Raw genomic sequence first — 24,728 nt, 5'->3', positions numbered from 1 at the left:
CAAGGTGCGCAGCCGTACACCCTCGGGACAGCAGTTCTTGACAAGCGCGCCCTGAGATTAAAAATCCTCTATTCTTCGATCGACTTTCCCCACCTGGAAGCTTGAAAATTTTGTTACTGCTATTAATTTAATTAAAGTAGCAAAAAAAATATAAACTTCGTAAAAAGCCCAATTATTATGTTATAATTGTGAGTCGCCAGTAGATAGTTCGTTAACCGATAGATAGCGGATACCAAGCAGCGAACGAAAGAAGCAGGAAACAAAAAATTTTTGCAATCACCAATTAGCAACCACCAATTAGCAGATTACCGGAAAAATGACTAAAACAGCATGGGTATTTCCCGGACAAGGTTCCCAGGCGATCGGGATGGGTGCAGACTTATTAAACTTGCCAACAGCCAAAGCCAAATTTGAGCTAGCTAAAGAAATTTTAGGTTGGTCAGTCCCGGAAGTTTGCCAAAAAGAAGAAGCAAAACTATCTCGGACTCTTTACACTCAGCCTTGTTTGTTCGTAGTAGAAAGTATTTTGACCGACTTAATGCGAGAAAAAAGCGATCGACCAGCGGTCGTTGCCGGTCACAGTTTAGGAGAATACGTTGCCCTCTACGCAGCAGGCGTTTTTGACTTTGAAACCGGATTGCGCTTAGTCAAACGCCGCGCCGAACTCATGGACACTGCATCCGGCGGGCAAATGGTGGCTTTGATAGGGTTCGACAGGCAGGAACTAGAACTGCAAATTCAATACAGCCGAGACGTAGTGCTGGCAAACGACAACAGCGAAGCACAAGTCGTGATTTCTGGAACGCCCGCAGCAGTAGAAGATTTGCTTGCCAAAATCAAAGTCAAACGCGCCGTAAAATTGAATGTTTCCGGTGCGTTTCACTCTCCCCTGATGGCATCAGTCGCGGCAGAGTTTCAACTAGCCTTAAAGTCTGCAAGATTTTCCGATGCAAAAATGCTGGTGCTCTCGAACGCAGAACCCTCAGCCACTACCAGCGCAGCCACTTTAAAGCAGCGGTTGACTCAGCAGATGACTAAAGGCGTGCGGTGGCGAGAAATTTCCCTGCAATTGCCGCAACAAGGAATCGATCGGGTAGTGGAAATTGGCCCCGGCAAAGTTCTCACAGGTTTGATCAAACGGACTTGTCCCGATTTAGCGCTGGTAAATGTTAGCAGTTTTGCAGATTTGCCCGCTTAATCTATTTTTAACCTGTTATTAAACGGCAGGCCGTAAAATTGAGAGTTAACAGGCCTGAAAATTGCCGAAAAACAAATAGCACAACAGGCAAATCCGAATATTGCCTGTTGTGCAAATTGGGGATAGACGATCCAGACAGTTAGAAACTATCAATCAAAAATCGAGAAATCGATCGACCTGACAATCAAGCATCCAGGATACAAGCCCCCGGATTCATCCGTCCAGAAATAAAAAACCTGTATCCGATGAAACTTGCCCCCCCAATTTATCCGTGGGGTCAATGGTTCAAATCTAAAATCTAAAATCTAAAATCTAAAATCTAAAATCTAAAATCTAAAATCGATTGACGGGGCGATCGACAATTCCTGATGTAAACTAGGCGTAAAAACCAAGCTTATCTGGTACTTATATGAAAAAAGTCCTTTACTGGTTGATGGGCGACAAGGCAGGCAGAACCATAGTAGGTGCCTGGAATTGGATGTGGGGACTGCCCGTAGAATCCGGCGGCCAGGTGGCGGTGGCGGTAGCCGAAGAGTCACTGCGATCGATGCAAGAATCAGTGCAAAAGCTAGCAGCAGCAGTCTCCACCCAAGTTGCAGCCTACCAGCGCGCCAAAACGAAATATGAAGAAAAAGTCAGGGAAATGCAAACCGTAGAGCGCCAAGCCATCACAGCCCAGCGCAACGGCAACGAAGAAGCAGCCCGCTTGGCAATGTCGAAAGTAATTCAGACAGAACAAATCCTGCCACAGTTAGAAGCCCAAGTAAAACAAGCCGAACATTACGTCAACGCTTCCAAAGACAAGCTAAATCGAGAACGGATGAAGCTGGAAGCCTACAAAACCGATATGCAAAATATGAAAGATATGGCCGAGATTAACGAAGCCCTCGGAGCCATATCCAAAGTCAACAACGACCTCAGTATCGATTCAGCTCGATCGCAGTTTGAGCAAGCCAAAAACGCCGTCCACGGCCGCCACCTCAAACAGCAAGCTTTAGCAGAACTATCTGAAAACCCCCAAGAAAGACTTCAGGCAGAATTAGAAAATATGACCTTAGACGATGAAGTTAATCGCAGGCTACAAATGTTAGAAGGCTCGAACAACAAAGAACTTCCCAACTAAGGAGAATTTTATGGCTAAGAGCGGGCCTCCCCCCATAGTTTTTATTTTGTTATTTCTCTTGCTCGCCGGCGGCGGCTGGTTCTTTTTTCTCAATAAACCAGCCTCCCAGGATGCTAATAATACCCCCACTCCCACACCCGCCGGCAATGCTGTCGCACCTCCAGTCGCGCCAGTAGTCGGCGGTGCTTCGCCTGTTGCAGCTACTTCTTTTGCACTTCCAGCTTCCGTACCTGCGGGCACGGCCGTGAGAATTGACGGTTCTACCAGCATGGTGACAATCAATCAGAACCTCAAGAACGGCTTTCAAGGCAAGTTTTCCGGCACGACAGTCGATACCAAAGCGAACGGTTCTGAAAAAGGACTTCAGGATTTGGCGGCGGGAACAGCCGATATTGCAGCGGTATCGCGACCTTTGACCGCTCAAGAACAAGGTCGGGGTTTGGCAGCGGTGCCTGTTGCCCTAGATACGATCGCCCTTGTAGTTGGCGCGAACAACCCCTTCAAAGGAGGTTTAACTTCCGCTCAAGTTCAAGATATCTTCAAAGGAAATGCTCGAGACTGGTCGAAAGTCGGCGGCCCGGCGGGCCCGATTAAAGTAATTAACAGACCGGCAGTTAGCGGCACTCACCAAACGTTTAAAGAACAAGTGCTCGGAGGTGGCGAGTTTGGCGCGACGCCAAATATTACCACGCTCGATCGAGATGCGACAACTCCCCTGCTGCAAGCTTTAGGCAACAACGGCATTGGTTATGCCACATTCGCTCAAGTAGTCAATCAGAAAACGGTGCGCGTTGTTCCGGTCAACGGCGCGACAACTGATGCAGGTAACTATCCTTACAAGCGGCAGTTGTACTACGCCTACAAAAATCCTCCTAGCCAAGCAGTTAAGGATTTCTTGGGCTACGCGACTTCTTCGGAAGGACAAAAAGCGATGCTGGCCGGAAATTGAGCCTTGGCAAAGAATTCGCCAGAATAAATTCTGGCGCTACACAAGCTTGCAAAGCAGTTTCAACCGCCGAATCATCTAACAGCACGACACGGATAAACACGGATACACTGATGATAGTCAACTTAGCCAATTAGCTAAACAGTCCGATCGCTGGGCCTATCCGTGTATCCGTGTCAAAATCCGTGTAGTGCTACTGTTTTGATTGCTGAACTGATAGGCTAATATTCCATGTAATTTAAAATTTAAGGTTTTTCTGTGAGCAAAAGTCGCGAACCAGTCGAAAGTTTACTTCTCTACTATTTATTCAAATGGTCAATTGTCAGCCCGATGCTGCACCTTTACTTTCGGGGCCGCATCTACGGTGCAGAAAATGTTCCAGCAGAAGGGCCGCTGGTAGTAGTCAGCAATCACGCCAGCGATTTTGACCCGCCGATTTTGTCGAATTGCATGAGGCGACCTGTCGCATTTATGGCAAAGGAAGAGTTATTTAAAGTTCCTATTTTGAAGCAGGCAATTACGCTTTACGGTGCTTATCCAGTCAAGCGGGAAAGTGCCGATCGCAGTGCAATTCGATCGGCTATCAACTCTTTGGAAAATGGCTGGGCGACGGGTGTATTTTTGCAGGGAACTCGCACGCCAGACGGCAGAATTACTGAACCTAAATTAGGTGCTGCGCTGATAGCTGCTAAGGCTAAAGCGCCGCTGTTACCTGTTAGTTTGTGGGGAACTCACGCCATTGCGTCGAAAGGTTCGGGAATTCCGCGTCCGGTGCCGCTGACGGTGCGAATTGGCAAGCTAATTGAAGCGCCCGGTTCTTCGGATCGCGAGGAGTTGGAAGCGCTGACTCAAAGATGTGCGATCGAGATTAATGCGATGCACGATTTGGGGCGCTGATTTGCTTGGAGGATGTTTTGTACAACTTACGAAGAAAGCTGGTTTGATAGATAAAAAACATCGTTACAGGTTTGTAGTGAGAACGAAGACTCCTCGTTACAAACCTATTTTATTGCGCTTGTACGATGCCTCTGACATAAGCGACAGCTAAAGGGGAAATTTTTTCTGTAACTGCTGCGATAACTTGGCGCTCGAAGTCAGTCCAAACTCTGGGGCGATCGAACATACAAGGCTGCAAAACCCCCCACAATAAGCCGTCAGCACAAAGGTGAGCGTGAATCAAAGCTCGATGTCCGAACTCTTTTGCCTCAAAAGTTTTGTTGACTACTTCAGGATTGGCTGTTTCAACATCCTCAACAAAAATCGAAGGTTCAGTTCGCAAAGCTGCTGCAAACAAAGGGTCTTCTTCCCCTAAAGATTCTGGTTCTTTTTTCCATTCTGCGTCCCAAACCTCTGGAATGTTCGAGTTGTGACGCCAGCAGTAAGGTACTCTGCCCATTTGCGTTTCAGGATTGCGGAGGTAGAGAAAGACCCGATCGCAATTTAACACCTCGCCTAAAGCCGGCACCAAAGCCGAAAAAACAGCATCCGCAGTCTTGCTGTCACTCAAAATTTGCTCTAGAACTTGCGGCAGAATTTGGTCTGTCATTAACTTTAGCTTTTGAAGTTCATCTACTAATTTTAAACTACTCCTTCTCTTCTCTTCTATTACGCATCTGTCATCAGCGTCTTCGCGATGCCTTAAATCGCTATCGGAGACAAGTTTTAAAACCAGAGGGAATCGGAAAAAATTTAAAAGTTGCTCAATGCTTTTCTTGGTTTATTCAATTCTGGCTTGGCTGAAGTTAGCACCCGTATAACCAGTTGTGAGCCAAAGAATAGCCCTAGCGCCGTCCCGAACAACTTTTTGCACCGGTTCGGGGGTTCGCCCAGACGGAACTGCCACAGGCTTAAAGCTAATGCCTCGACTGCCGAGTACGATTTCGCCGATAATCTGAGCTCGCCGCATATGATCGTCAGAAGTGATCAGATACACGCTCTCAATCCCTTGAGCTTTCAATTCATCTACCAGGGTGGTAAAATTTGTTACCGTATCCACCGCTCTGTAGTCTAAGTGCAGGCGATCGGACTCAATTCCCGCTTCTGAAAATACCCATTGCGCGAACTCGGGATTGCTGCCAGACGACACCCAAATTGGCAATTCAGGATGCGATCGAGCAAATTTGGCGGCAAACACCTCTCGCTCCGTAGCCCCACCTAGAACTAACACAGCTTGGGGTCTCTGAAATTCGCTCTTAAGCTGCTGATAGCCCAACCAGCAAGCCATCGAAAGCCCTACTACGAACCAAAAACTGCGTGAAGTGTTCAAACGCTTGTAACGCTGCGTGTTTGAATTGATTCTTAACCACATCTAAACCTATAAAAATTTTATGTAACTCACAAAGGAACCATAACAAAAAATACCGCACGTATAGCCCACTAACAGGAATTAAAAATTAAAAATTAAAAAAGGGTCGGGGGATCGTAGGATTTTAGATTTTAGATTTTAGATTTTAGATTTTAGATTGACTCTACGCTGGTGGTGGGGCTTAAACAGGTGATTTGAGATTTGAGATTTCAGATGGATTCTATAGAGGTTCTGCGTAAGTCATCGTCTTCCAGCAAGTATTCGTCTGTGGGCGAATTCGTTAGCGGATATGCAAAAAAGAGGGGCAAAACTTAAGCTTTCCCCTCCTGCTTTTAATTTTTCTTGATTGTTAACGGGACTGGCCGGGTTCGAACCGGCGACCTAGCGCTTCAGATTTGTGTGAGTTTCCCCACTCTCTGGACTATACCTTCACCATAGGCTTGCAGCTTTTAGGTGGTGACCGTCTAGTCTCTAAACCTTCCTGACTTCAATAATAGCGATCGCATCATCGCGCTGAACTCAGGCTTGGCTTGGTATTGCCTTAGAGTCATAGGAACCCACGAACTCTTTAGGTTTCACCAAATTTGACCACATTCACTCCCAGAGTTTCCTCGCAGGGTGCCCGATTTTTCAGGAGGCGCTTGCTCTATCCATCTGAGCCACAGCCCCAGTTGCTAAACCGTTTTGATTATAGCAGTTAATGTCAATTTTGATTTTTTTTTTGATGATTACCGATCGCCAGTTGCAAGTTTCGCAGCGATGCGGGCAAAGTTTTCTGCTGCGGTGAGTTTACCGGCACCGTAACAGGCGCGCTGCCTCCATGCGGTGACGGGGAGATGTCCGAGGGGAGCATTTTCGCTGAAGGAGAGCTCGCTGTAATATTTCCAATTTTCCTTGACTCGCCAGCCGACTCGATCGCAAAATTCAGTATAATTACCTCCGCTAGTTTCCCAAATCTGCTGCTGCACGCTCAACCCGAACCGCCCGCTGCTGTATTGTTGCCAAAGTTGGTCGATCGTGCGAAGGTCTGTAGCAGGAAAACTGTCAATATCGGCTGCACTCAGCCAGCCTTCGTCTTCCCTGACAGCGATTTGCAGCAAGATTTCCCAAGTGTGTTCGTCAGCTTTGCGCCATTTTCCAGTTTCTAATAGCTTTGTCAGTTGTCGGTAGTCCATCCCCACTTCCGAGATAGCCGGAGTTTTGTCAGGTATAGCGGCGATTTTATCTTCCAGCCGCAGTAGAGTGCTGACAATCAATTCGGGGTTTAGTTGTTCGAGGCGGTACAGAACCCATTCTAACTGAGATTGAATGTACGTGCGGGCGATCGCACCTTGCTGCAATTCCCCCTGCAACTCATCAAATTTAGCTGACCAATTTTGTTGATTGCGGGCCAATTCCCACATTTGTTTTGCCCACTGCAATCTAACTTGTTCTTTTTTTAAATAAGTTTTGGAAGGCTTAGCACGTTGCGGGTAGGGAGTCAAATCCCAGCCGCAAATCGAGCAAAGCTCTGCTTTTTCTTCTATGTATTCAGCACCGCAAACTGGACAGTTAGACATATTGCCATAAATTGGGTTGCCAAGTAATTATCTGACATCCGGTAAATTAACGATAATTCGAGTATATGCTTAGGTTGCACCCTACAGTTACAGTTAATCTGTAGTAATGTGCACCTTTGGCATCCCAAAGTTAGAGTTAATTATACCGCTCTAACAAGGCAAGCGAATAGTAAACAAACTGCCTTTACCCAACTCGGATTTTACCTGGATCGTGCCGCGGTGAGCTTCGACTATTTGGCGGCATAGGTGTAGTCCCAAACCTGTACCGGATTTCTTGTGAGTTCCAGGGCCAAACCTTTCAAATAACTTTGCTTGTTCGGTGGGAGAAATGCCGGCGCCCGTGTCTTGGATTTCGATGATTACCCATGCCAGCGGTTGGTTTTTGAAGCTCGTATAAGCAGGTGAATTGGCAGCTTTTAAGCGGACATCTATTGAGCCGCTGTCGGTAAATTTAATCGCATTTCCGATTAAATTTGTCAGCAAGCGGTGCAGTTCCAGACGATCGCCCGGATACTTCGCAATCGGAGCACTTTCTGCACTTTCTTTCAAGTCTAAATTCAGGGACAAACTTTTAGCATCGGCTAGGGGAGCTAGTTCTTCAGCTACCTCAGTAATAAGCTGGCGCAAGTCCACCGGAGCGAAACTTAGGGATTTGCGGCCTGCTTCGTAGCGGTAGACTTCCAGCAGCATATTTACCATGGCGATCAGGTTTTGGTTGCTGCGAACCATCGTGCCGAAAGCGTCGCGCATGGGAAGCGAAATTTCTCCCAAAGCTCCTTGCTGCATTAAAGTTAGCATTCGATCGGCTGCCACCAGGGGTGTCCGCAAGTCGTGAGCGAGTCGGGAGACAAAATCTTCGCGCTGCAGGGCGATCGAATTGCGTTCGTCTACGCTGTGTTTGAGCCGCAGGAGCGATCGCACCCTCGCCAGCAGTTCGTCCATTTCAACTGGTTTGCGGATGAAATCGTCTGCTCCCATGTCAAGTCCCTGGACTACGCTAGCACTGTCGTGAGCTGTAATCAGCAAAATTGGGATAAAGGGCAATTCCTTATTTTGTCGCATTCGCTGGGTGACTTCGTAACCGTCCATTCCCGGCATCATTACGTCTAGCAGTACCAAATCCGGGGCTGATTTGTCAATTTCGCTCAAGGCCGAAAAGCCGTTATCGGCCGTGCTAATTTCGTAACCTTCTTCTTCCAGAATTGTCTGTACCAACAAAACATTATCGGGTGCGTCGTCTACCACCAGAATGCGATCGGCTTTTGTGGCATTCGGAACAGATAAATAATTCATTTATGTGGCTGGAAATAAATACTAACTTTAATCTTGCATCCGATTTATGTTTTCACATTTTTCCACTTATTAACTCTGTCATAAGGAAGATATAAAAACTTTATCGAATCTTTTTACATTTGAAGACTCGGCCGTGATATAATATCCTATTTGATGGTCATCGTATGCACGCCGTCCCAATCGTCGGGCGGGGGTACTTGCAAATAGCTGAGGGATCGCTCGATGTGAACTTCCACAGGTCGATCGCTCGGTCGCATAGCTAAAGCCGCCTCAAAACAACTAATAGCTTTCTGAAAATTTCTAGCAATATAAGCATCCCGACCATTGCTGTAAAGTTCCAAAAACCGAAGGGTTTCCCCGTCGATAGGATCGGCACTATTTTGCAGCAACTCGTAAATTCCCACCGGCTGATTTTTGCCCTTAACCCGCACCTTGTCCAACTCTCGCACCCAAATCCGTTCCTTGCACAAACTGTATGTAAATTCGCTCAAAATGATATCGCAGCAGTACTCCTTTGTAAGCTGTTCCAATCGCGAGCTCAAATTCACCGCATCCCCGATTACCGTGTAATCCATCCGCTTTTCCGAACCAATGTTTCCCGAAACCACCTCTCCGGAACTAATCCCTATTCCGAAGCGAAACTGATTTTCGCCGGGGCGAGAATCATTAAACTCTTTCAAACGTCGGCGCATATCTAAAGCCGACTGAACCGCCATCCAAGCGTGAATTTCGGGAGGATTCAGCGGCAGCGGCGCGCCGAACACGGCCATTAAAGCATCGCCAATAAACTTGTCTAAAGTACCTTCGTAGTAGAAAACGGCCTCCACCATCGTCTCAAAATACTTGTTCAGCAGGGATACCACCTCCGACGCTCCCAGATTTTCGGTCAGGGTGGTGTAGCCGCGAATGTCGGAAAATAAAATAGTTACTTCTTTGCGTTCGCCCACCATGAGCGCGCCTTCACCCAAAGCCATTACTTTATCTACGACTCCAGGAGTCATGTAGCGGTACATGGTATTTTTCATCCGCTTTTCGCGGCTGATGTCTTCGAGTACAACTAAACCGCCGCGCACGCCGCCTTCAGGATTGATCAGCGGGTTGACAGTCAAATTCAAACTGCGTTCAATTACTTTAATTCGAGATTTATTGATTGGCAGCGGACAATAAGGGTGATACAGGGCAGAATTTCGCAGCGCAAATAGAGATTGGGCATTAGCTAATTCTGCCAGCGCTACTTCCTCGCTCCACGCGCGGTTTTCGCCCCAAGCGTAATATAAATTTGGATCGGTGCGATCGGGTACAGCCAAAATATAACTTTCTTCTTCAGTTTCTGCTGCTTCAGTTTCTGCTGCAGCAGCAGAACCAAACGTTTTTTCCACCAACAATCCCAAAGTTAAACTTTGTTCGGGAACGTAATGTCTGGCAGCATTTTTGAGACTGTCTTCCAGTCGAAATTGCAAATTGTCGATCGGCACAACTTCCCAAACATAGCGATTCACCAGTTTATCTTCCCAAATCTGGAGATTCTGTTTGCTTTTAGCTTGATTTACCGGACAGCCCAACAATTCTAGTGCTGCTTCGTTGATCGTCACAACTCGGCCCTTCAAATCCGTGGAAATTACTGCATCAGAAAGACTTTGCAGCATATCTTTCTGATACTGCTTTTCCACCATCACATTCTGAAACAGTTGAGAATTTTGCAGCGCCATTCCTGCTTGGGAATTAAACGCTCGCAAAAACTCTTCGTCGGAAGTAGTGAAAGTGCCTTGGTTCTTATTAATTAGCTGAGTTACCCCGATCAGCTCACCTTTAGCATTGTGCACCGGCATACACAAGACAGTCCGAGTGCGGTATCCCGTTTGCTGGTCTGTGGATGGGTCAAAGCGGGGATCGTCGTAAGCATCTGTAATATTTAAAGGTTGACCGGTCGAAGCCACGTAGCCTGCAATTCCCTTATTCGCAGGAATGCGGATTTCGACGATCGTTTTGCCGTCGGCCTTAGCGACTTTTGTCCAGAGTTCGTTGGTTTCCCGATTTAACAAAAATAGCGTGCTGCGATCGGCCTGCATCAAGTCGCGAGCTTGATCCATTACAGAGCGCAAAGTTGTTTCCAAGTCAAGACTTTGACCCAAAGTTGTGGTGGCTCTCAGAAGCGCTGCAACCCCTCGCTGGTTGCGGGCTACGACGTAGAAAGACTGACAGCTTTCGAGAATAATCCCGATCGAATCAGCAAAAGCCTGAAACTGCTGTTCGTCTTCCTCGCTAAAAGGGACATTGCCAGCTTTATTTAACAGTCTGACCACCGCTACGGGTTCGTGTTGGCTCTTGCTGCTAAAAATCGGCATACAGAGGATCGTCTCGATCTCGTAGCCCGGTGGTTCGTCTACTTCAGAATTAAAATGCTCGTGGGTGCGAGCCGACGCGACATTGATCGATTTTCCGGTTGTTGCTACGTAGCCTAAAATGCCTGCATCCATCGGCAAGCGAATTTCTACATCTTCGCCCGTGAGCAAATCGACTGTTTTGTGCCAAAGTTGATTTTTGTTGGAGTCAACTAAAAAAATTGTTGTCCGGTCTGCTTGCAGAATTTGACCAATTTTGACAGTGAAGGCATCTAACAGTTGCTCTAAGAGAGTTTCGAGTGCTTCATTGTTAATCAGGTCCATCGCCCGGATAAATTGCTGAAATTCAGCCGTGATAAAGTCCAGCAGGCACACTAATTCAGGAACTGGCAGGCTCTTAACACGGGAGGTCAATGCCCCCATAAAATTGACTTGAGTCAGTGTAGCCAGAACGCTACCAGCATTGGAGAATGTCATGATTAACTGCTTTCTCAGAGGGGTAGAGTGACCCGCAGGTCGATCGGCGCTAGATTCTGCGGCGGTGCGAACTCTTGAAGTTGTTTGCTTTTCAAGCCGGAACTCGCTTGTCGCTTTGATGAATCGCGAGTTCAAAAGTGGGGCACGCAACTTCAGTTTGCTTGTTATGTATGCTCGATCGATCTTTTTTTTACAACCTCAATACTGATGAGGGTTCGTCAATTAAAGCTGAACAGGAGTTCGGAACACTGCCAGCCTAAAAAGTAGCTTCCATCCAGGCTTTGGTTCGATCGAGCAGGGCAAGGTGAATTTGACGCTTTGTGCTCGGCTGCTGCGCGGTATGACTGTGTTAGCGTATTCGGCGACCGTATGCGGTCTGGTGAATGGCGCTCTAGAACCGCCGCGCGCGAGAAATTCCTACAAAGCTACTCATAGTTTAATGCTAAACGCAGCAGCAGGATAGGTACAGTGATCTAACTACCTAAAAATTTCGATCGGTCTTTGATAAAATCGGTTCTCGCTACAAACTGACGATCGAACCGCAAAGCTAATACCCGTTTCAAAAAAAATGCAACTCTAAACAAGCTCCAAACCCTTAGTTCATCTGTCATTAGCAATTTTTTAATCTCAAATATCAAATCTCAAATGGCATAAGCTGTCGGTGCTGTTTAAAGGCACGACAGCTTAGCTTATAGCATTTAGGCCGCTCTCGGCATTGACTGGGCAAATACCACCGATTGATAGTAGCGCTGCAGTTGTGCGGCGGCGGCGGCCCAACCCCAGCGTTCGGCTTCTTTGCGAGCGTTTTGGCGCAGGGTTTCCCGTTCTTCGGGATTGACCAACAGACGCTTGGTGGCAGCGAGTGCTCCTTCTTCATCGGCTGGGTCAAATAAATATCCGTTAACGCCGTCAGTGACGATATCGGGAATTCCGCCGCTGCGCGCCGCCACTACGGGCGTCCCCGCAGCCATTGCTTCTAGGAGGACTAAGCCCAGGGTTTCGGTGCGGGAGGGAAAAATGAAGGCGTCAGCCGATGCGTAAGCTGTTGCGAGTTCTTGCCCCTTGAGGTAGCCGACAAAATTAGTGGGGGTGCCGGCAAAATATTGTTCGAGAGTTTGCCGGTGCGGGCCGTCTCCCACTAGGGCGAGGCGGGCGTCGGGAATCGCTGCGAGGACTGGTTTGATGCGTTCGATTTCTTTTTCTGCACCCAGGCGGCCGACGTACAGCAGCAGGGGACTGTCTGGGTTATTTTCCGAAAGGCGCGATCGCATTTCTCGACTTGCCAATTCCGGTACGAACATTTCCGTATCTACGCCCCGCTGCCACAAGTCTACTCGTTCGATGCCGTGGGTTCTCAATTCCTCGACCATTGCTGTTGAAGTGCACAGATTCAATTCTGCTTGGTTGTGAGCTCCTTTGAGCAGTTCCCACAATAAAGGTTCGAGGACTCCGAAACCGTAGTGGTGCAAGTATTTCGGCAAATGCGTGTGGTAAGAAGCCAAAATCGGAATGTTGAATTTTTTGCCGTAATATATACCCCCCAATCCCAAAATAGCGGGATTGACAACATGAATAATATCCGGTTTAAACTGCTCTAATTGGCGACCGACAGCCGGAGAAGGAAGTGCCATTTTCAGTTCCGGGTACATCGGCAAAGGCAAACCCTCCACACCGTAAACTCGGGCACCTTTGTATTCTTTAATCCCGTAATCTGGAGAAAATATCAGAACTTGTTCGCCCGCGCGCTGCAAGTGATCTACAGTGTGAATCAGGCGCGTCACAATGCCGTCTATTTTTGGCAAAAATGTTTCAGTGAAAAGAGCAATTTTCATAAAAATAAGTTACTTAGGGAGCCGATATTCATGGCTTGCGGATCGCCTCACCGTTAACAGAATACACTGTCTCGCGGCGAGTAAGTCATGGCGTGCGATCGACTGCTTTTCTACACTTCTTCTTTCAGTTGCACTACCGCTAATTCCGAGCGAGAGGTTTTTGGGATAAAATGCCAATTCCCTGAATGCCAATTGATACAATTATCCCACCTAAAAGCAATCCCACACTTTCGGTCAAGCAATTAATTCTGTGAATTTCCTGTGCTTTTCCGGCAATTTAGCTTGCTTTTTAAGTGGCAGATAAGCCTTCGCTAACTCGCCACTAATTTAGAATACTCAGAGTTACAGCAGCCCATTCCCCTATTAAATAATAAGCAAAAACTGCCCTCGCTGAAAATCCAGGCAGAACCACCAAAAGCAACAGAATGAGAATTCGACTTTTCACGGGATTTATTCCCAAACAAGCCAGCAATAAAAACCTGATGCCATTTTTTAATTAACCGCAGAGGACACAGAGAACACAGAGCAAGAGATACAAAAGATAGATCATCGTAATATACAGCCAAATCCATTCAGAACTTGCGAACCCTTCCCCTCTCTTCCCTTCTTTTCTCTTACTTCGCGCGCTTCGCGCCTTCGCGGTTCGTTAAAAAATCTCTTTCCCCGCAGGTTGATACCAGAACTTACTTCCAAGAAACCTTCGGCAAAATCTGGTTTTTATCGACGCGGTGCTGATATTTTGTAGCAAAATTCAGTAGAGAATCGAGCAGGGAATCTGATAGGTAGTGCGGTTGCAAACCGAGGTCTAGCAAATTGGTGTTTTTGGCATTGAAATAATGTTCTTCTTTCTCGACTCTGGGATTTTCGATGTTGTTGATTTCTACTTTTAATCCCATTGCCGTGCCTGCTTTTTGCACCAAGGAGGCTAAGTCGCCGACGCTGAATTGTTCGGTGAATTGGTTGAAGACGCGGAATTGTCCGGCTTCGGCGGGGTTGGCGATCGCCAGTTCCACGCACCGCACGGTATCCCGAATGTCTAAGAAGCTGCGGGTTTGTCCGCCAGTTCCGTAAACTGTCAGAGGATGACCGATCGCAGCTTGGATGCAAAATCTGTTCAAGGCTGTACCGAATACTCCGTCGTAGTCCAAACGGTTGATCAACAGTTCGTCCATGCCGGTTTCATCTGTGAGCACGCCGTAGACTACGCCCTGATTTAAGTCGGTGGCTCTTAAACCCCAGATTTTGCAAGCAAAATGGATGTTGTGGGAGTCGTGGACTTTTGACAGGTGGTAGAAACTGCCTGGTTGTTTGGGATAGGGTAGTGTATCCTTGCGGCCGTTGTGTTCGATCGTAATGTAGCCTTCTTCAATGTCAATATTCGGGGTGCCGTATTCGCCCATTGTCCCCAATTTCACTAGGTGACACTCGGGGAAGTCTTCGCGGATGGCGTACAGCAGGTTGAGTGTCCCGACGACGTTATTGACTTGGGTGAGGACTGCGTGTTCGCGATCGATCATCGAGAAGGGGGCGGAACGCTGTTCGCCGAAATGGACGATCGCCTCTGGTGCAAATTTTCTCATGCTTTTGCTGAGAAAATCGTAGTTGGTGATGTCACCGACGAACAAGTCGATCGACTTGCCCGTTAAATCTTGCCATCGCTGGAGTCGTTGCTGAATCGGTGCAATGGGAGTGAGGGTGTCGCTGCACAGTTCCAGATCCCAGTGCCGCCGCACAAAGCTGTCGAGGATGCCAACTTCGTAACCTTTGTTGGAAAGGTAGAGTGCGGTTGCCCAACCGCAATAGCCATCGCCACCAATAACCAGGACTTTCATAAATCAACGGTGAATCTTGCTTGCCAATACTGGGTTAATGTACCAGGTATTGGTGCATTCTGAACCTTTAATCAAGCGTGTTCGCCCAGGAGGGAGTCTGTTTTTTTGGATTAAACCGGAATTTCGTCGGCGAAACTGGCCCGGCGGGTGAATTCAAAAGGCCCGGCGAGGGCTCCCCAGACGTGGGCGTCGGTTTCTGGGTCGCGTCCGCGATCGTGGCTGATAAATTTGTCTTGGTCAATCTCGAATTCGCTGTCTAGATAGGTTTTTTTGCCGTTTCTGACCACCGCACAGCCTTTTCCGGGTTCGACAAACCCTTTGAAGCTGTTGCCAGTCCACTGCGTAATAAAGGTGCAGCCGGGAAGCAGTGTCAGTTGTGGTTTTTTGATTTCTTGCAGCCGTTGCGGGTCGCGGGAAGCGCCGTAGAATTGTTCTTCGTTTTCTATGGCATAATTTTCGATGTCGATTCGATCGTCCACCGGGACTAATTTCAAAACTCGGACTCGGTACGGTACATTCAGTTCAATATCGTAGGCTTGTTCTAGGTACAAGCTGATCCCATCCAGAACTTCGATCGGCAAAGGCCTCATGCAGACGCGGATGTGGGCGAAGAATGGCGGATTTTCAAAGGCTTGGGCTTGGTTGCTGAAATCGGCGGCCATCCAGCGGGCGAGGGTGACGATATCGGTGGAATGAGTCATTTCGATTTTAGATTTTAGATTTTAGATTTTGGATTGAGGGAGTAGAAATTATTTTAGGGGAAATTCAGGTGCGATCGGGCTTTAGAGTCCTGACTTCTTTAAAAAGTCCGGGATTTGGGTATGCTGTTTTTTTCAGGTAGCCTTACTTATCGGGAAATCGTGAAACTACAACCAGTCGAATCCAGCATGATAAAAGCTGTGGGTTATGACGAAACAACTTCTACTCTGGAGGTTGTTTTCAATAGTGGCAAAACCTATCTATATTCTGAAGTGCCGAATAATGTCTATTTAGAACTTATGGACTCTGATTCCAAAGGGAGTTACATGAGAGATTGTGTTATTGACTGCTATCCGTACCAACAGGTGAAGAAACGGCGGCGCTAAGTACGGCATTAATCTAGGCGTTTTGAATATCTAATCGTGATTTTTGCGATCGACGAACTCTCACCCAGATTTTTTAATTGTGGATGTGAGAGGCACAATTGGAATTGCTGGATACTCACCCTTTGTTTACCACTCGGTGTCTCCAATGCGATCGTCCGTTTCCCAATTACCAAAATCCCCGTCCATTTTTAAGCCAATTCTAGTTTCATCTTGTCATCAATATTTGAGTCTATCTCTGGCCCAAGTTATACCAATTACTTTATAGGAATCTCAATTACAAAAATTGTCCCGCTGCTGACTGTCGAATCACAGGTTAATTTACCCCCATGTTTTTTGATAATAGCATAGCTTACAGATAAACCCAAACCTGTGCCGCTACCCACAGGTTTAGTTGTAAAAAATGGCTCGAATATGCGTTTTTGAATATCGGTAGGAATCCCACTACCATTATCAGCGATCGCAATTCTTACCCACTCTTTTTCTATGACTTCCGTCTGAATCTTAATAAAAGGATGTTTATTAGTTTTACTAACTTGTTTGAGAGCATCAAGAGCATTACTAATAATACTGAGAAAGACCTGATTCATCTCACTCGCATAACAGGTGACACGAGGAAGGTTGCCATACTCTTTAATCAGTTGTACCTTGGGTTGATTATCACTTTCTTGGAAGCGGTTTTGTAAAATTAGTAAAGTGCTTTCAAGTCCGGCGTGTAAATCTACAGATTTCATGTCTGCTTCGTCCAAGCGAGAAAAATTACGCAAACTCAGGATAATTTGTTTGATTCGTTCGCTTCCGACTTTCATGGATTGCAGGATATTAGTTAAATCTTCCGTGATAAATGCTAACTCAATTTCCTCAATCTTTGCTTTAATTGCTGAGCTTTGATTTGGATATTCTTGCTGATAAAGTTCTAGCAAATTCACCAAAGCTTTGATATAATTTTCTGTCGGATGAAGATTGCTATGAATAAAAGTAACTGGATTGTTAATTTCGTGTGCTATCCCCGCTACGAGTTGACCGAGGGCTGACATTTTTTCGCTCTGAATTAGTTGTGCTTGGGTTTGTTGTAGATTTTTCAATGTTTGCTCTAAATCAAAAGCTTTTTGGCTTAACTCTTCTGTTTTTCGCTCTACTTCCGCTTCCAAGATTTGAGAGTAGTTCTCTACTTGTTCATACAAACGGGCGTTTTCAATAGATATAGCAGCTTGAGCGCTAAGAATTTGGAGGGTTTCGATGCGATCGCTTGTAAATGCTCCCACTGTTAGATTATTTTCTAAATACAAAATCGCGATCGATTTTCCCTGCTTGCTAATCGGAATACATAAAGCTGATTTAGGCTGCTGGGTGATGATATAGCGATCGCCTGCAAATTGAGTGGAAGCACTCAAGTTATCAAAAACCGCCGTTGTTTGACTTCTGGCTACAGAATAAATCAAACTTTGGGGTAATTCTTGGCATTCAGCTAAAGGAATATGCCTCTTTTCTGTCTGGTTTTCAGTCGCTTTCGCCACTACTAGCCATTTTGCCTCTCGATCGATCGCTAAAAGTCCGGTTTGCGCTCCGGCATGGGCGATCGCAATTTGCATCAAAGTGGCTAATAGTTTCTCTAATTCAATTTCCTGTGAAATAGCTTGTGCTGCTTTCATCACCGCCGGAAAATCCAACCATAAATTCTGGCTGTTGCTGTTACTGGTGCTAGTTAAGCTTCTCATCAGCGTGGGAGAGATTGTTCCCTCAGATATGATAGCTCGTTTAGTCGGTTGGAGAATAGCTGCTAGTAGTTGGGGATAGTGTTGTTCTAAATAAGCAACTTTCGCCTTCGCACCCCATCGGGTGTAACAGTAGTATGCTTTCTCCATATATCCAGAAGCAAATTTTTCTTTGCCCCAGTCCAGATAAAATTTAGCTGCTAGTTCATTAGCTAACGCTTCTTCTTGGATATATTCGTTTTCTTTGGCTCCGGCAATTGCGCGATCGTACAAATCTCCTGCTTCATAATTCTTGCCTAAAACTCGGCATTTTTCTGCCTCTAATAAGTTAACTTTATGTTGGTGATTCATCGGAGCATAACGCGCCCACTGAGCCAGAGTAGTTTGATGGATTTCTACCAAAGGGAGAGTCTTAGCTCGCTCAATTTCTGACTGCGTAGAAAATACTGCCCAGTAGGTTAACCCGGCATAAAAATGGAAAACCGGAGTATGAATTACTCCGGCTGCTGCCATCAAATAAAGATTAGCTTGGGCTATGTATTCTAGGGCATTGGTGTAGTTGCCAAATAGATAGCCAAGAATCAATTTGTATATATAGACAAAAGCGAGTGCTGTAAACTCATGATCCTGATGGTGCTTGGGAATCATCACCGTTTCATCGTAGGCGGTTCCGATTAATAAATCCGGTTGATTGACAACTTCTATCAAACTCTGCACCATCTGTTTTTTCATCTTCAGATAACCCAGAGGAGAATCTTGCTTAACTTGAGCTAAGACAACACAGTAATTTTCTATTTCTGGTTCCCAATCATAGAAATCCACTCCAGCGAAGAAACTATCGTCAAAATAAACACTAATATTGTAGCCAGCATTTAGGAAATCACCAGTTTCTATTCCAGTCAGATAGCCCTCTTTTGCCGTTATAATTACTGCCCTTAGTGCTTCTTGACGATGCTGGAGAAAACAGCCAAACAAAAGTAAAGTTATGGACTTAAATTCCCGGACATTCAACTGATTGAGTACGCTCAGTGCCACTCGACCAAAACAATAGCCTTTTTCTACTTCTCCCAAAAAGACAGACAGCACCATGCCATAACTTGCATACCCGATTGTTGATGCGGGTGCATTTCCAAATTGGAGTGATAGACTGACCATTGTGGAGCCGTGCAAAGGCAGCAAGGCAGGATTTCCCGCAAAAATGGGCGAAAACAACATTGCTAACAGTTGCATAGCCGCAATTGTCCGAGGGTCGCTCATCACAGGGAGGTTAATCAGTTCCTCAATCTGTTTGCCCTGGAGTCGATCGGCAAGGGTTTGTAGTGCTTTGCCTATCAAGGCTTCGTCAGGTTCCGATGAGAACTCAACCCCTAATTGTGTTAGGGCATTTCTGCCTACTGCGATTGCTTCTAACATCTGACTTTGGGCTGTCAGTGCGTTGATTTGAATCTCAAATATTTTGACTTTATCTAGTATCGTTTTGGACGATCGCAAAACCAGATCTGCCATTTCTTCCATACCATCAAAATCAGCATTCAAGTAGGCAGTTTCCGCCGCAGCTACATACAGATTGAGGGTTAATTCATACTGAGTTTGCCAACAGTCTGGGGTTAGCAACTCAATCCCTATTTGCACAAAACTTCTGGCGGCTGAATAGGCTGTAGAATTTCTGGCTTTCTGTCCTGCTGCTAAGTTCAGTCGGGCTAAGGCTTCCCGTTCTCCCGCTTGAGTAATTAACCTAATTCCTAAATTCAAATGCCCGACAATATCAAATAGCTTTTCCTCCTTTTCTATCTCTGATAAGTTCTTTTGGAGCAGTTGACCAATTTTGAGATGAGTTGCCTGTTTTTGGTCTGAGGGAATCAGAGAATAGGCGGCTTGTTGAACGCGATCGTGCAAAAATCTGTATCTAGCATTTTGTTTATTAGCATTTTCATCTTCGGGGCTTAAGTTATTATTGCCTTCAACCTGATAAAACTTATAAACATTGCTAATCGGTAAAATTACTCCGCCCTGCAATGCTCTCCATAAAACTGTCGCCGTCTCTGTTTCCGATTGTTGTGAAACTATTGCCAAATTATGCAAATCGAACTGCGCCCCTATACAAGCAGCCAACTTTAAGACATCCTGAGTTGGAATTGGTAATTTCTGCAATTGCAACGCCATGAATTCAACAATATCATCAGTAATTGCCAAGGCTTTGATTTGGGCAATATCGCACTGCCAATGCTGGATATCCCAATTAAAGGTAATTAACTTGTCATCGTGTAAAGCTTTGAGGAACTGAGTTGCAAAGAAAGGATTTCCCTTGGTTTTTTGATAAACTAATTTTGTCAAAGGCTGGGCAATAGATAGTTCGCAATTTAGCGTATCTGCTACCAATCGATTAATATCTGATTCTCTTAACGGCGGTAATGTAATCGTATTTACCGTTGCCCCTGTTTTGAGCAGTTCATCTACGGTTAAGATAAATGGATGGACAGGGGAAACTTCATTATCTCGATAAGCACCTAATATCAATAGATGTCCTGTATCTTGTTGCGTCAATAATGAGAGCAAATTCAGTGATGCAGAATCAGCCCATTGCCAGTCATCTAAAAACATCACTAAGGGATGTTCTTTACTGGTAAAGACTTTGACAAATTTTTGAAATAATAAATTAAAGCGATTTTGGGCTGCTGTTGCTGATAATTCTAGGGATGGTGGCTGTTTATCGATGATGTTTTCTAACTCAGGAATTACATCAATTAATACTTGCCCATTGTCTCCCACTGCTGCGAGAATATTAGTTTTCCATGTTTGCAATTGTTCATCTGATTCTGATAATAGTTGCCCCATCAAATCGCGAAAAGCTTGCACGAAAGCCGAAAAGGGAATATTCCGTTGAAATTGGTCGTATTTGCCTTTAATAAAATAGCCGCGTTGACGAACAATTGGTTTATGTACTTCATTAACAACGGCGGTTTTCCCAATCCCAGAAAAACCCGCTACTAGGATCATTTCTGTTGTGCCATTGGCGACGCGATCGAAGGAATTTAATAGTTGATTGACTTCGGCTTCTCTTCCGTAGAGTTTTTCGGGAATTAGGAAGCGATCGCTAATATCTCGCTTTCCTATTTCAAAAGGTTCTATTGTGCCTGTAGTTTGTAGTTGTTCTAGACAGATTTCTAAATCGTGCTTAATTCCCAAGGCACTCTGATAACGATTTTCGGCATTTTTTGCGATCAGCTTACTGACAATTTCTGACAAAGCTAGGGGAATTTCTGAATTAATTTGATGGATGGGTATTGGCTGTTTCGCCAGGTGACAATGTACCAATTCCATTGCATCTTCCGATCTAAATGGCAATGTTCCCGTCAATAATTCATAAAATGTAACTCCCAGACAATAAAAGTCAGTGCGGTAGTCTATGCCTCGATTCATTCGACCAGTTTGTTCGGGAGAAAGATAGGCTAATGTACCTTCTAAATGATTAGTATTCTGAATTTCTTGGGTTTCTCTTGGTAGGAGAGAAGCAATACTAAAATCAATTAATTTGATTTCTTTTGTTGCGGGGTCGATCAGAATATTAGCTGGTTTTATGTCTTTGTGTATGACTCTATTTTGGTATAAGTAGTGCAAAGTTTCTGTTATTTTAAGAGATATCTGGAGAAATTCACCTAAAGGTAAATATTGATATTGGGACTTTTCATCCGTGGCTGTTTGGAGATAATCAGATAGGGAAATTCCACCAAAGTCTTCCATGACTAAGGCATAGCCATTGCCATTAACTTCTAGGGTTAAGGGTTTGATAATACTAGGAAAGTCGAGATTTTTGGCAATGGTATATTGGTTGCGGAATTGAACGAGTTCGTTAAAGTTGGGGTATTCATTTCGCAGTAATTTGATGGCGACGGGTTGTTGGTCGCTGGTACGGATGCCTCGATAGACAAGGGTGCGCGTACCTGTGTATAATTGCTCTGTGATTTGATAATCGGGTAAGTTGGCGATCGCATTCATAGTTTGTTAAGCTAATCTTAAGTTATTTTGTATTGCTGCCCAAGTAGCAGGATTTACTTGTTTGGGATAAATTTCTAAACAAGCTCGATTGTAGCTAATTACTTGTCAAATAGTCTCAGAGCGCTTGTTAAAACGCCCGCTTCGCAATAATTGTGACCTTGTGTCAGTAGGTGCAGATATTTAAACAGAACTTACCCGACGGTGGCTGAGGATGGATAAACTGGGGAATACTCCCCGTACCTGCTTTGGTTTGACTTCCTGGTAGCGTCGCTTTGTGGTTATTTAATTTGAGCGCTTTATGGCAAACATAGTTGGATCTTCCAATTAATTCAGATGCCAGGGTGATAATTTTTACCTATAGCTTGTTGCAACGAATAGGTTTAGGTAAATTTAGTAACATATTTGACTATCGGAGTCTTACTCTTTTGATTCGCAACAACTTCCAGACTTACTTTCGTTTCATTTTACAAGATTTTCGGGGTCTGTTGCTGTGTGCCAAGAAGTATCTTTGGGGTTAGATTAATTAGTGTTTGTCAAGGAATTGTCAGTCAGCCAAGAGTCTAATTAAGCTAATTTTACTCTCAGATTCTATCGACCGAAGCATTTGCGCGCAAAATCTCTAAGTTTAATCAGAGATTTTTTGGGCGCAAAGACTTCGCACGATTAATACTTTTACCAGAGGTTTCAATCTCTGAGTTCCAAGTCACAAAGCAGGCCAATTAGATGAGTTTGACAGCCCGCAGACCAAACATCAGCACTGTCGCCAAGCCGATCGCGCCGCCAAAAATCCCAAAATAAGTTATTGCTCCGCTAAGAGTCATTGCAGTTTCTCCAAAACAATCAATAAAAAGACCTATAAGAACTATAATCTAAAATCTAATATCTAAATTAGATAAATATGCAATCGATAATTAAAGTTGACTTGGGCCCACAATCTTACAATATTTGCGTGCGATCGGGCGGTTTAGACGAACTCGGCACTATGATGGGCGATCTAAGTTTGGGCAAAAAAGTGCTGCTGGTGTCGAATCAGTCGATTTTTCGGCAGTACGGCGAAAGAGCAACAGCAGCCCTCGAATCGGCCGGTCTGGAAGTCAGTAGCTGCATTTTACCACCGGGAGAACAGTACAAAACTTTAAATTCGGTGCAGAAAATTTACGGTGCGGCTTTGGCAAACCGTTTAGAACGTTCCTCGACTATGGTGGCTTTGGGCGGCGGGGTGGTGGGCGATATGACGGGTTTTGCTGCGGCGACTTGGCTGCGGGGAATTAATGTCGTGCAGGTTCCGACTTCGCTGCTGGCGATGGTTGATGCTTCTATTGGGGGCAAAACCGGGGTCAATCATCCTTTAGGGAAGAATTTAATCGGGGCTTTTCACCAGCCGCGCTTGGTTTTGATTGACCCGGATGTACTCAAAACTCTGCCGGCGAGGGAGTTTCGTTCGGCGATGGCGGAAGTCATCAAGTACGGGGTGATTTGGGATGCTGAACTTTTTGGGAAGTTGGAGAATTGCAAGCGTTTGGATCAAATGCGCTATGTGAAGGCGGATTTGTTGGCTGAAATTTTGAGTAGGTCTTGCCAAGCTAAGGCTGAGGTGGTCAGCAAAGACGAGAAGGAATCGGGTTTGCGGGCGATTTTGAATTACGGACACACTATCGGTCATGCTGTGGAAAGTTTGACCAATTACAAGGCGATCAATCACGGGGAAGGAGTGGCTATCGGCATGGCTGCGTCAAGCCGGTTGGCTGTGGAGTTGGGAATGTGGGATGCTGAGTGCGATCGCCGCCAGTCTGCTTTGATTGAAAAAGCGGGTTTACCTGCCAAATTGCCTGCGGGTGTGGATGTTGAGGAAATTTTGCATACTTTGCAACTCGATAAAAAGGTGCAGGATGGCAAGGTGCGGTTTGTGCTGCCGGTGCGCTTGGGTGAGGCTGCTGTGAGCGATCGGGTGGATGGGGATTTGATTTTACAAGTTTTGAGGGAAATGCTTTAGAGTCCCGTTTTTGGGGTTGTTTAACCGCCGCTGAAGGCTGATTAACGCCGATCGCCAATGATGTTTTTTCTTTCAATGTGCGATCGGCGCTTGAGTTTAGGAGTCGCTCGACTGCGAATTAATTTCCTCCAAAATTTTATCTACTCTGTTAGCAGCTTGAGTTCTACCTTGCTTGATAAATAACTCCTTAGCTTTTTTGAGGCTGGCTACTGCCTCCGCTTGGTTTTCCTTGTCTCCTTGCTGGTACAAACCGACTCCTAAATTGTTTAAAGCATCGGGATATTCATCGTTAATTTTAACTGCTTGTCTCCACTGAACAATTGCCTCGGGCAACTGCCCTTGACTTGCCATTGCCACGCCTAAATCGTTGTGAGCTTTTGCGTGCTGCGGGTTGACTTCAATTGCTTTTTGGAATAGAACGATCGCATCGCTCATTTTACCTTGGCCCGACAGCATAGTTCCCAACTTGTAATAAGCATCGGCTTGTTTGGGATAGCGAGCGATTAGCTGCCGGTACAAAGCTTCGGCATTGACAATATTTCCTTGACCGTAAAGGTCGTTGGCAGTTCTCAAACCCAGCGTGTAGCCTTTACCTACAACTTCGCATTTTTTCTCGGAGTTGCCTTGCTGCTTGCAAATCCTGAGTTCGTCTCCCTTCATTTCGTAGGACATAACTTCCCGAACTGCCGGCCCCCGGCGCGGTGGCTGCAAGTTCTGCGACTGCAAGTTTTGCTCCAGTTGCAGGGCGATTGGCTCAGCTTGTGCCGGTTGGGTCGCTGCGGCATTCCACATTCCTGCACCCACCAAAATGCTTGGGGCGATCCACCTCAAAGGTGGGAACAAGCGAAACTCTCGATCGTTTTTCATGTCTTTTGTGGAAACGTGTTGTTGATATCCTGGGTTTCAGTAGCGCCGTAATAGTCGGAGCAGATCGGGGGCCACCAGATGAAATAGTTAGTTATTAACAGTCGAGATATTTTAGCACTGTGTGGCCGAGTTTGAGTTAAATTAGAGTAGAATTCCGATCGATTCTCA

General features: G+C 45.7%; 17 protein-coding genes. 6 read left to right on the top strand and 11 right to left on the bottom strand.

Features of this window, described 5'->3' with window-relative positions; all coding sequences use genetic code 11:
• The first annotated feature begins 316 nt into the window (after positions 1-316).
• From fabD to QUA99_RS21650, 4 genes are all read left to right on the top strand, one after another.
• On the top strand, positions 317-1,198 hold the full coding sequence (fabD, locus tag QUA99_RS21665; protein ID WP_333240707.1) for an ACP S-malonyltransferase: 882 nt from the start codon (positions 317-319) through the stop codon (positions 1,196-1,198).
• A 409-nt stretch (positions 1,199-1,607) separates the two neighbouring features.
• The gene (locus tag QUA99_RS21660; RefSeq protein WP_333240710.1) at positions 1,608-2,321 is read left to right on the top strand and encodes a PspA/IM30 family protein; all 714 of its coding nucleotides are present in this window, start codon (positions 1,608-1,610) and stop codon (positions 2,319-2,321) included.
• 10 nt (positions 2,322-2,331) lie between these two features.
• Positions 2,332-3,270: a phosphate ABC transporter substrate-binding protein gene (locus tag QUA99_RS21655; protein WP_333240712.1), complete on the top strand. Its 939-nt coding sequence runs from the start codon at positions 2,332-2,334 to the stop codon at positions 3,268-3,270.
• A gap of 255 nt (positions 3,271-3,525) precedes the next feature.
• Entirely contained in the window at positions 3,526-4,164 is a 639-nt protein-coding gene (locus tag QUA99_RS21650) for a lysophospholipid acyltransferase family protein (RefSeq protein ID WP_333240715.1), read from the top strand.
• 109 nt (positions 4,165-4,273) lie between these two features.
• Here the strand turns inward: QUA99_RS21650 and QUA99_RS21645 are convergent, their stop codons facing one another.
• From QUA99_RS21645 to QUA99_RS21610, 8 genes are all read right to left on the bottom strand, one after another.
• Entirely contained in the window at positions 4,274-4,813 is a 540-nt protein-coding gene (locus QUA99_RS21645) for a GAF domain-containing protein (RefSeq protein ID WP_333240717.1), read from the bottom strand.
• Positions 4,814-4,984: 171 nt separating this feature from the next.
• Positions 4,985-5,575, bottom strand: coding sequence for a YdcF family protein (locus QUA99_RS21640; protein ID WP_333240719.1), 591 nt, complete (start codon positions 5,573-5,575; stop codon positions 4,985-4,987).
• 725 nt (positions 5,576-6,300) lie between these two features.
• On the bottom strand, positions 6,301-7,131 hold the full coding sequence (locus QUA99_RS21635) for a GUN4 domain-containing protein (RefSeq protein WP_333240721.1): 831 nt from the start codon (positions 7,129-7,131) through the stop codon (positions 6,301-6,303).
• A 150-nt stretch (positions 7,132-7,281) separates the two neighbouring features.
• A complete protein-coding gene (locus QUA99_RS21630) occupies positions 7,282-8,424 on the bottom strand; it encodes a hybrid sensor histidine kinase/response regulator (RefSeq protein WP_333240723.1) in 1,143 nt (380 codons plus the stop codon).
• Positions 8,425-8,570: 146 nt separating this feature from the next.
• The gene (locus tag QUA99_RS21625) at positions 8,571-11,243 is read right to left on the bottom strand and encodes a GAF domain-containing protein (protein WP_333240757.1); all 2,673 of its coding nucleotides are present in this window, start codon (positions 11,241-11,243) and stop codon (positions 8,571-8,573) included.
• Positions 11,244-11,941: 698 nt separating this feature from the next.
• Positions 11,942-13,075, bottom strand: coding sequence for a glycosyltransferase (locus QUA99_RS21620; protein WP_333240726.1), 1,134 nt, complete (start codon positions 13,073-13,075; stop codon positions 11,942-11,944).
• Between the two features lie 683 nt (positions 13,076-13,758).
• Positions 13,759-14,907, bottom strand: a complete 1,149-nt coding sequence (locus QUA99_RS21615; protein WP_333240729.1) for an NAD-dependent epimerase/dehydratase family protein — start codon at positions 14,905-14,907, stop codon at positions 13,759-13,761.
• A gap of 110 nt (positions 14,908-15,017) precedes the next feature.
• Entirely contained in the window at positions 15,018-15,608 is a 591-nt protein-coding gene (locus tag QUA99_RS21610; protein ID WP_333240731.1) for a chromophore lyase CpcT/CpeT, read from the bottom strand.
• A 159-nt stretch (positions 15,609-15,767) separates the two neighbouring features.
• On the opposite strand from QUA99_RS21610, the gene QUA99_RS21605 reads away from it, so the two are divergent.
• The gene (locus tag QUA99_RS21605) at positions 15,768-15,992 is read left to right on the top strand and encodes a KTSC domain-containing protein (protein WP_041622401.1); all 225 of its coding nucleotides are present in this window, start codon (positions 15,768-15,770) and stop codon (positions 15,990-15,992) included.
• Between the two features lie 254 nt (positions 15,993-16,246).
• Here QUA99_RS21605 and QUA99_RS21600 read toward each other — a convergent pair whose 3' ends face one another.
• Positions 16,247-21,700: an AAA family ATPase gene (locus QUA99_RS21600; RefSeq protein ID WP_333240734.1), complete on the bottom strand. Its 5,454-nt coding sequence runs from the start codon at positions 21,698-21,700 to the stop codon at positions 16,247-16,249.
• 719 nt (positions 21,701-22,419) lie between these two features.
• Positions 22,420-22,521: a cytochrome b6-f complex subunit PetL gene (gene petL, locus QUA99_RS21595; RefSeq protein WP_015175161.1), complete on the bottom strand. Its 102-nt coding sequence runs from the start codon at positions 22,519-22,521 to the stop codon at positions 22,420-22,422.
• 77 nt (positions 22,522-22,598) lie between these two features.
• Between petL and aroB the strand changes: the two genes are divergently transcribed.
• Positions 22,599-23,693: a 3-dehydroquinate synthase gene (aroB, locus tag QUA99_RS21590; RefSeq protein WP_333240736.1), complete on the top strand. Its 1,095-nt coding sequence runs from the start codon at positions 22,599-22,601 to the stop codon at positions 23,691-23,693.
• 96 nt (positions 23,694-23,789) lie between these two features.
• Here the strand turns inward: aroB and QUA99_RS21585 are convergent, their stop codons facing one another.
• Positions 23,790-24,560: a tetratricopeptide repeat protein gene (locus tag QUA99_RS21585; RefSeq protein WP_333240738.1), complete on the bottom strand. Its 771-nt coding sequence runs from the start codon at positions 24,558-24,560 to the stop codon at positions 23,790-23,792.
• Positions 24,561-24,728 lie beyond the last annotated feature (168 nt).

Origin of the sequence: Microcoleus sp. F10-B2 (assembly GCF_036704965.1) — a bacterium.
In the GTDB taxonomy this organism is placed as follows: domain Bacteria; phylum Cyanobacteriota; class Cyanobacteriia; order Cyanobacteriales; family Microcoleaceae; genus Microcoleus.
Note: the sequence above shows the minus strand (reverse complement) of the source record. Positions and strands in the feature narration are given on the sequence as shown.

Bases quoted from the DNA above. Each gene is read 5' to 3' on its own strand.
- fabD (WP_333240707.1), top strand. From the start codon at position 317: ATGACTAAAACAGCATGGGTATTTCCCGGACAAGGTTCCCAGGCGATC.
- QUA99_RS21660 (WP_333240710.1), top strand. From the start codon at position 1,608: ATGAAAAAAGTCCTTTACTGGTTGATGGGCGACAAGGCAGGCAGAACC.
- QUA99_RS21655 (WP_333240712.1), top strand. From the start codon at position 2,332: ATGGCTAAGAGCGGGCCTCCCCCCATAGTTTTTATTTTGTTATTTCTC.
- QUA99_RS21645 (WP_333240717.1), bottom strand. From the start codon at position 4,813: ATGACAGACCAAATTCTGCCGCAAGTTCTAGAGCAAATTTTGAGTGAC.
- QUA99_RS21640 (WP_333240719.1), bottom strand. From the start codon at position 5,575: ATGTGGTTAAGAATCAATTCAAACACGCAGCGTTACAAGCGTTTGAAC.
- QUA99_RS21635 (WP_333240721.1), bottom strand. From the start codon at position 7,131: ATGTCTAACTGTCCAGTTTGCGGTGCTGAATACATAGAAGAAAAAGCA.
- QUA99_RS21630 (WP_333240723.1), bottom strand. From the start codon at position 8,424: ATGAATTATTTATCTGTTCCGAATGCCACAAAAGCCGATCGCATTCTG.
- QUA99_RS21625 (WP_333240757.1), bottom strand. From the start codon at position 11,243: ATGACATTCTCCAATGCTGGTAGCGTTCTGGCTACACTGACTCAAGTC.
- QUA99_RS21620 (WP_333240726.1), bottom strand. From the start codon at position 13,075: ATGAAAATTGCTCTTTTCACTGAAACATTTTTGCCAAAAATAGACGGC.
- QUA99_RS21615 (WP_333240729.1), bottom strand. From the start codon at position 14,907: ATGAAAGTCCTGGTTATTGGTGGCGATGGCTATTGCGGTTGGGCAACC.
- QUA99_RS21610 (WP_333240731.1), bottom strand. From the start codon at position 15,608: ATGACTCATTCCACCGATATCGTCACCCTCGCCCGCTGGATGGCCGCC.
- QUA99_RS21600 (WP_333240734.1), bottom strand. From the start codon at position 21,700: ATGAATGCGATCGCCAACTTACCCGATTATCAAATCACAGAGCAATTA.
- petL (WP_015175161.1), bottom strand. From the start codon at position 22,521: ATGACTCTTAGCGGAGCAATAACTTATTTTGGGATTTTTGGCGGCGCG.
- aroB (WP_333240736.1), top strand. From the start codon at position 22,599: ATGCAATCGATAATTAAAGTTGACTTGGGCCCACAATCTTACAATATT.
- QUA99_RS21585 (WP_333240738.1), bottom strand. From the start codon at position 24,560: ATGAAAAACGATCGAGAGTTTCGCTTGTTCCCACCTTTGAGGTGGATC.